1 protein-coding gene is annotated in these 304 nt (G+C 54.9%); it reads right to left on the reverse strand.

Annotated features, from left to right (window positions below):
- The coding region (locus P0G09_RS18315; RefSeq protein WP_275253381.1) for a DUF4253 domain-containing protein at positions 1–304 on the reverse strand (304 nt) is incomplete at both ends.

The raw sequence follows: 304 nt of genomic DNA on the forward strand, positions 1-304 counted from the left end.
TCAAACTCCAATTCATCGTGGCTCATGGCGGCAGGGATGGCACCATGTTGCTCGAACCAGTATTTCGCCACTGCCATCAGGTCCGGTGTGTCGGGACACTCATTCCAATTACCAAAGGGCAGGTAGGCGAAGATCTCCCAGGGGTCCTTTACCGGAATTTTAGCCAGATTGAGCGGATATGTCATTCCGGTATCATAGTTCCAATAGTTTGCGAAGCGGTCGTTGGGTTCTCCGCCCTCCATCTCGCCCAGGACTTCCGCCTCCCAGTCCAGATCATCGTCCTCGGCTTCTTCCTTGCGCTGGC

Source organism: Faecalibacterium sp. DFI.5.82 (assembly GCF_029076575.1).
In the GTDB taxonomy this organism is placed as follows: domain Bacteria; phylum Bacillota; class Clostridia; order Oscillospirales; family Ruminococcaceae; genus Faecalibacterium; species Faecalibacterium duncaniae.